The organism is Streptomyces sp. NPDC090442 (assembly GCF_044769405.1).
Classification (GTDB): Bacteria; Actinomycetota; Actinomycetes; order Streptomycetales; family Streptomycetaceae; genus Streptomyces.
Genome location: NZ_JBIVXW010000024.1, coordinates 54,795 through 62,049, shown reverse-complemented (window position 1 = coordinate 62,049; position 7,255 = coordinate 54,795). Strand labels below are relative to the sequence as shown.

The 7,255-nt window shown below is 70.8% G+C and carries 4 protein-coding genes; 3 read left to right on the top strand and 1 reads right to left on the bottom strand.

Translation table 11 applies throughout. The features are described from left to right. Window positions 1–4 precede the first annotated feature (4 nt). A complete protein-coding gene (locus ACIQU6_RS18565) occupies window positions 5–1,093 on the bottom strand; it encodes an NADH:flavin oxidoreductase (protein ID WP_403482697.1) in 1,089 nt (362 codons plus the stop codon). A gap of 417 nt (window positions 1,094–1,510) precedes the next feature. Here ACIQU6_RS18565 and ACIQU6_RS18560 point away from each other — a divergent pair, with 417 nt between their 5' ends. The 3 genes from ACIQU6_RS18560 to car all read left to right on the top strand — a co-directional run bounded on the left by ACIQU6_RS18560 (window position 1,511) and on the right by car (window position 7,206). Next, entirely contained in the window at window positions 1,511–2,296 is a 786-nt protein-coding gene (locus tag ACIQU6_RS18560; RefSeq protein ID WP_403482696.1) for an SDR family oxidoreductase, read from the top strand. 160 nt (window positions 2,297–2,456) lie between these two features. Further along, on the top strand, window positions 2,457–3,653 hold the full coding sequence (locus ACIQU6_RS18555) for a cytochrome P450 (RefSeq protein WP_403482695.1): 1,197 nt from the start codon (window positions 2,457–2,459) through the stop codon (window positions 3,651–3,653). 91 nt (window positions 3,654–3,744) lie between these two features. After that, entirely contained in the window at window positions 3,745–7,206 is a 3,462-nt protein-coding gene (gene car, locus ACIQU6_RS18550) for a carboxylic acid reductase (protein WP_403482694.1), read from the top strand. Window positions 7,207–7,255: the final 49 nt, after the last annotated feature.

Below are 7,255 nucleotides of genomic sequence, written 5' to 3'. Positions count from 1 at the left end.
GCTGTCAGGTCAGGGACTTGAGCACCTCCGGATCGTAGGGAACGGTCCGGGCCAGTTCACCGCGGAGCGCGAGGGCCGCCCAGTCCGGGTTGGCCAGCAGCGCCCTGCCGACGGCGACCAGGTCGAACTCGTCGCGCTCCAGACGGGACACCAGTTCCTCGATGCCGGCCACGTCGGACTGCCGGGTGAAGCCCTGGGTGAACTCGCCCTCGCCGTACTGCCTGTCCATGCCGACCGAGCCGACCGTCACGGTGGCCCTGCCGCTGAGTTTGCGCACCCAGCCGGCCAGGTTGAGGGTGCCGTCGTCGAACTCGGGCAGCCAGTAGCGGCGGGTGGAGGCGTGGAACACGTCGACGCCCGCGTCGGCCAGCGGTGCCAGGAGCTGTGCCAGCTCGTCCGGGTTCGTGGCGATGCGTGCGTCGTACGCCCCGAGTTTCCACTGGGAGAGCCGGAAGAAGATCGGGAATCCGGGGCTGACGGCCGCACGGACGGCCTGCACGATCTCGGCGCCGAAGCGGGCGCGGGAGGCCGGGTCGCCGCCGTAGCGGTCGCTGCGCCGGTTGGTGGCGCTCCACAGGAAGTCGTCGATGAGGTAGCCGTGCGCACCGTGCAACTCGACGCCGTCGAAGCCGAGTCGCTCGGCGTCCGCGGCGGCCGTGGCGAAGGCGGCCACCGTGGCGTCGATGTCCTGTTGGGTCATGGCCTTGCCGGCCGGGGCGCCGTCCAGTCCGAGCCCGGACGGGCCGTCGGCCGGCGGCTCGGCCCCGGTGCGCACGACACCGGTGTGCCAGAGCTGCGGAATGATCCTGCCGCCCTCCTCGTGCACCCGTCGCACCACATGGGCCCAGCCGGCGAGGGGCTGCTCGCCGTGGAACTGGGGCACGTCGTCGTACGCGCCGGCGGCGGGGCGGTTGATGTAGGTGCCCTCGGTGATGATCAACCCGACTTGGTGGGCCGCCCGGCGGGCGTAGTACTCCGCCACGTCCTCGCCCGGAACGCCCCCGGGGGACTGCGTCCTGGTCATCGGAGCCATCACGATCCGGTTGGGCACCCTGAGGTCGCCCACGACGAAGGGTTCGTCCAAACTGGCCATTGTTCCTCCCGAGTTATCGGCACCGCGGGCGCCGCTCATGACGACGCCCCTGTGCGCGCCCCTCTCCCCCACCCGACCCGGCCTTTTCAGGCCGCGCGGAAAAACGTCGGCGGCCGCGCGTCAACAGCGCATGATTATCGGCGTTGTTGATCTCGTCGTCCAGTCGGCAATGCCCGTGCCACCGACCGGAATTCGGACGTCACGGCTGTATTGCCCAAGGCGATCCAATGCATCGGAATATTCCATTTGACCGTCGTCGACGAGGTCTTGGATAGTTGCCGTGGCAACTCCGCATTATCACCATCAGTCGGCGAAAAAACTCCCACTCCCCACTGCCGTCAGGGAAGTTCCGCACTGCTGCGTTTCGCGCACCGGGGTGCCGCGGCAGCGAAGGGGGTGGAATCAGGGGTGGAATCCATGGAAAGTCGAAACCACCGCACGGCGGGGGTTGTTCAGGAGTTGGCCGGCAAGCGGGCCGTGGTCACCGGAGGCAGCCGCGGAATCGGCGCCGCGATCACGCAGAACCTGCTCGACGCCGGCGCCACCGTCGTCACCTCGGCCCGCAGCTCGACCGACCAGACGCCGTCCGACGCGACCTTCGTCAAGGCCGACCTCAGCACGCCGGACGGGGTACGCGAGTTCGCGGACACCGCGCTGGACACCCTGGGCGGCGTGGACATCATCGTCAACAACGCCGGCGGGTGCCGCGCCTTCCAAAGCGCGCTGGAGATTGAGAACGACTGGCAGTACACGGTCGACATCAACTTCCTCGCCGCGGTCCGGCTCAATGCCGCACTGGTGCCGGTCATGCGCACCCAGGGCGGCGGAGTCATCGTCCACGTCTCCTCCATCGCCACCATTTCGTCGTACCCGATGATCCTGCACTATGCCGCCGCCAAATCGGCGCTGGAGACGTACAGCAAGGGGCTCACCGCCGAGTTGGCGCCGGACGGCATCCGCGTCGTCGCCGTCTCGCTGGGAAACGTGGCGACCCCGGGTGCGGACGCGGCGCGCGACCAGATCATCGACTATCTCGGCAACGACATCGAGCCGTCCGAGAACTGGGCCGACGAAATCCCGCTCGGGCGCCTGGGCCAGTCACAGGACATCGCCGACGCGGTGAGTTTCCTGGTCTCCTCCCGCGCGGCGTGGATCACCGGCAGCACGCTCGTCATCGACGGCGGGCGGTGCGCGGCCCTGTGACCCGTGCGGGTCGCCCCTGACCGCGGGCGGCACCGTGCCCGGCAGGCCCACCCCCGGCCGACGGCCCCTGGCCCGTCAACGAGCCGAGACCGCAAGCCGGTTGGGTGGGTCATCGACCATCCGTAGGCAACCGCATCCCACCAGGGGAAGGACTGACACGATGAGCGCGACAGACAACGGGGTGCGGGCCTACCCGTTCGGTCCGATCGACCGACTCAACGTGGACCCGAAGCTCGTCGAGATCTGCGGCGAGCAGCCGGTACTGCGCGTCACGCTGCCCTTCGGAGGCGACGGCTGGCTGGTCACCCGCCACGCAGACGTCAAGACGGTGCTGGCCGACACCCGGTTCAGCCGTGCCGCCGCCGTCGGCGACGACGTGCCGCGGACGGTCGCGGTCGGCCTGCCGCGCACCTCCATGCTGAGCATGGACCCGCCGGAACACAGCCGGCTGCGGCGCCGGGTGGCCAACGCGTTCACCGTACGCCGGGTGGAGAAGATGCGCCCGCGCGTCCGGGAGATCGTGCACGGCCTGCTCGACACCATGATCGCCACCGGGTCGCCGGCCGACCTCACCCAGGCCCTGACCTGGCCGCTGCCGATCACGGTGATCTGTGAACTGCTCGGCGTGCCCCTGGCCGACCGCGACCGGTTCAACGTCTGGGTGGACGGCCTGCTGATGCTCTCCGATCCGGCCCAGGCCGCGCAGGCCCGTGAGCACCTCTGCGAGTACCTCGCCGGCCTGGTCGAGCTCCGACGTGCCCAGCCCACCGACGACCTCCTCGGCGAACTGGTCGCCGTGCGGGACGAGGAGGACCGGCTGGGCGAGGAGGAACTGGTCAGCCTCGGGGTCAGTCTGCTCTCCGCCGGCCAGGAGGCCACCGCCAACCAGATCGGCAACTTCGTCTACACGCTGCTGACCCACCCCGACCTCTGGCAGGAACTCGCCGCCGATCCGGCCCTCATCCCCGGTGCGGTCGAGGAGCTCTCCCGGTTCATCCCGATCAGTGCGACCGCCGGCTTCACCCGGATCGCCACCGAGGACGTGGAGCTCAGCGGGCAGACCATTCGCGCCGGCGACGCCGTGGTGGCCGAGTTGGGCCTGGCCAACCGGGACCCCAAGGTCTTCGACCGCCCCGACGAGATCGACTTCCACCGCGGGACCGTCCCGCACGTCACCTTCGGGCACGGCGTGCACCACTGCCTGGGCGCACAACTGGCCAGGTTGGAACTGCGCGTGGTGCTCGAAGCCCTGATCGAGCGGCTGCCCGCGCTCCGACTGGCCGTGCCGGCCGACCAGTTGTCCTGGCGAACCGAGCGCCTCATCCGCGGGGTTGCCGCGCTACCGGTCAGTTGGTGAGGGGCCGCCGGTCACTCGCCCCTCGGCCGCCAACGGCACCCCGCCCCACCCCACGCACCGACACCACCAGAACGCTACGGGAGAGCTGATCATGGCCGAACCGCTGGAGGCGAGCACTCCGCCCGTGCCCGATCCGGGTGAGGGACTCGCCCAGGCCCTGGCGGCCGTCGATCCGGGCAAGCAGCTCGCCGAAGTCATGGCGACCGTCATGGAGAGCCACGGCGACCGACCGGCCCTAGGCGAACGCGCCAAGGACCCGTCGACGGGGCGTCTCCTCCCGCGGTTCGACACCCTCAGCTACCGCGAACTGTGGGCGCGCATCCGTGCGGTCGCCGGCCGGTGGTACCACGACCCGGAGTACCCGTTGGGCGCTGGCGAGCGGCTGTGCACCCTGGGCTTCGCCAGCGCCGACTACGCCACCCTCGACCTGGCCTGCCTGCACAACGGCGTCGTGGCCGTGCCGTTGCAGTACAGCGCGCCGCCGTCCCAACTCGGGCCGATCATCGCGGAGTCCGAGCCGCGCGTCCTCGCGGCGAGCGTCGAGCACCTGACCACCGCCGTCGCCCTCGCCCTCGACGCGCCCTCGGTCCGGCGCCTGCTCGTGTTCGACTACCGTCCCGAGGACGCCGACCAGTTCGCGGCCGTGGCATCCGCCCGGCGGCGCCTGGCCGGGGCGGACAATCCCGTGGTCGTCGAGTCACTGGCGGAGGTGATCGAGCACGGCGCAGCCCTGCCGGCCCCTCCCCTGTTCACCGCCGCACCGGGCGACGACCCGTTGGCGCTGCTGATCTACACCTCCGGCAGCACCGGGGCCCCCAAGGGCGCCATGTACACCCAGCGGCTGGTCGGCACCGCGTGGTACGGGTTCAGCTACGGATCCGCGGACGTACCCTCGGTCAGCGTCCTCTACATGCCGCAGAGCCATCTGGCCGGTCGCTACGCGCTGATGGGCTCGCTCGTCCGCGGCGGCGTGGGCTACTTCACCGCGCGGAGCGATCTGTCCACCCTCTTCGAGGACATCGCGCTGGCCCGCCCCACGGAGCTGACCATGGTTCCCCGCGTCTGCGACATGCTGTTCCAGCAGTACCAAAGCGAACTGGACCGACGGGCCGGCGAGCCCGGCGACATCGAGGCGGCGGTCAAGGCGGACCTGCGGGAGAACTTCCTGGGCGGACGCGTCGCCAAGGCGTTCGTCGGCACCGCCCCGCTCTCGGCCGAGTTGACCGCCTTCGTCGAGTCCTGCCTCGGGTTCCACCTGTACAGCGGGTACGGCTCCACCGAAGCCGGCGGGGTGCTGCTGGACTCGGTGGTCCAACGCCCGCCGGTGATCGACTACAAGCTGGCGGACGTCCCGGAACTGGGCTACTACCGCACCGACTCTCCGTACCCGCGCGGAGAGTTGCTGCTGAAGTCCGAAACCCTCATCCCCGGCTACTACAAGCGGCCCGAGCTCACCGCGGAGATCTTCGACGAGGACGGCTACTACCGGACCGGCGACGTCATGGCCGAGATCGGACCGGACCGACTGGTCTACGTCGACCGCACCAAGGACACCCTGAAGCTGTCCCAGGGCGAGTTCGTGGCGGTCTCCCGCCTGGAGGCCGCCTTCCTCGGCAGCCCCCTGATCCGACAGATCTACGTGTACGGCAACAGCGAGCGCGCCCACCTGCTCGCGGTGGTGGTGCCCGCCCCGGACGCACGCGCCAGGTGCGGCGGGGACACCGCCTCGCTCAAGTCACTGCTCGGCGCCGCGCTCCAGCAGGTCGCCAAGGACGCCGCACTCAACTCGTACGAGATCCCACGCGACTTCCTGGTCGAGCCCGAGCCCTTCAGCCCCGAGAACGGCCTGCTCGCCGACAGCCACAAGCTGCTCCGCCCCAGGCTCAAGGAGCGCTACGGCGAGGCGTTGGAACGGCTCTACGCCGAGCTCGCCGAGGGGCAGGCCCAGCAACTGCGTGTACTGCGCCGGACCGGCGCGGACCGCCCCGTGGTGGAAACGGTCGGCCGGGCCGCCCAGGCACTGCTGGGCGGCGCGCACGACGACCCGAGCCCCGAGGCGCACTTCACCGACCTGGGCGGCGACTCCCTGTCCGCCCTGTCCTTCTCCCAGCTCCTCCAGGACATCTTCGAGGTCGAGGTGCCGGTCGGGGTGGTGATCAGTCCGGCCAACGACCTCGCTCGGGTGGCGGGGTACATCGAGGCGGAACGCCGTTGCGGGGCGCGACGCCCCACGTTCGCCTCCGTGCACGGCGAACACAGCACCACGGTCCACGCCGACGACCTCGCCCTGGAGAAGTTCCTCGACGCGGACACGCTGGCCGCCGCCCCGACGCTGGCCCGCCCCCGAGGCGCCGCCCGGACCGTCCTGCTCACCGGGGCCAACGGCTACCTCGGCCGGTTCCTGTGCCTGGAGTGGTTGGAGCGCCTGGCACCCGCGGGCGGCAAGCTGATCTGCGTCGTCCGGGGAAGCGACGCGGCCGCCGCGGCGCAGCGGCTGGACGCGTCCTTCGGCACCGGTGACGACGAACTGCTGTCCCGTTACCGGGAGTTGGCGAACGGGACGCTGGAGGTGCTCGCGGGGGACGTCGCCGAGCCACGCCTCGGGTTGGACGACGATGTCTGGCGCCGGCTGACCGCATCGGTGGATCTGATCGTCCACCCGGCCGCCCTCGTCAACCACGTACTGCCGTACCGCCAGTTGTTCGGCCCCAACGTCGTCGGCACGGCCGAACTGATCCGCCTGGCGCTCACCACCCGGATGAAGCCCATCAGCTACGTCTCCACCGTCGCCGTGTACCTCGGAGCCCCGGCCGCGGCTCTTGTCGAGGACGCCGACATCCGCAGCACCAGCCCGACCCGCCACCTCGACGAGAGCTACGCCAACGGGTACGCCACCAGCAAATGGGCCGGCGAGGTCCTGCTCCGCCAGGCACACGACCTGTGCGGCCTGCCGGTAGCCACCTTCCGGTCGAACATGGTCCTCGCGCACCGCGGGTATCCCGGTCAGGTGAACGTGCCCGACATGTTCACCCGCCTGCTGCTCAGCCTGATCGCCACCGGCATCGCCCCGGCCTCGTTCTACCGCGACGACGGCGCACGCGCCCACTACGACGGCCTGCCGGTCGACTTCACCGCCGGGGCCATCGCCGCCCTCGGCGCCCAAGTCACCGAGGGCCACCGGACGTTCAACGCGCTGAACCCGCACGACGACGGCGTCTCCCTGGACACCTTCGTCGACTGGCTCATCGACGCCGGCCACCCGATCCAGCGGATCGACGACCACGCCGCGTGGTTCGCCCGCTTCACGGCCGCCCTCCGTGCGCTGCCGGAGAAGCAGCGTCAGCACTCGCTGCTGCCCCTGCTGCACGCCGTGGCGCAACCGGAGGACGGCGTCGCCGGTTCGGCGCTCCCGGCCGAACGGTTCCGGGCCGCCGTGCGAGCCGCCGCGGTCGGCCCCGACGCGGACGTTCCCCACCTGTCGGCCGACCTCATCCGCAAGTACGTCTCCGACCTGCGCCGCATCGGCCTGATCCAGGCGCCGCCCGGCGGGTGATGCGGCGGCTCCGGCCGGCCCCACCGACCCGCGCACGCGCAGCGGTCGG